The following is a 370-nucleotide window of genomic DNA, read 5'->3' on the forward strand; positions in this document are numbered from 1 at the left end:
CGATTCGATCGACACCACCACTGTCACTCTGACGGCAGATCCTTCGGTCGTTGAAGGCGGCAACATTACTTACACCGCTACGCTGACAAACCCGGCGCAGACTGCGGTTACCGTGACGTTGAGCAACGGCCAGACGATCAACATCGAAGCAGGCAAGTCCAGCGGAACTGTAGTTTTCGAAACCCCAGCCAACGACGTCTACAACAATGGTTCGACCGTCAACACGACGATCACCAACGCCACCGGTGGCAACTTCGAAAACCTGGCAACCAACCCAGCGCCAGCAACCACCACCATCACCGATTCGATCGACACCACTACCGTAACTTTGACGGCAGATCCATCGGTCGTTGAAGGCGGCAACATCACT

General features: G+C 55.7%; 1 protein-coding gene. It reads left to right on the forward strand.

What is annotated here, in order from left to right; genetic code table 11:
• On the forward strand, nt 1-370 hold a 370-nt coding region (locus tag NTD89_RS07435), incomplete at both ends, for an immunoglobulin-like domain-containing protein (protein WP_262206917.1).

Source organism: Pseudomonas sp. 14P_5.3_Bac1, assembly GCF_025466135.1.
GTDB lineage: Bacteria > Pseudomonadota > Gammaproteobacteria > Pseudomonadales > Pseudomonadaceae > Aquipseudomonas.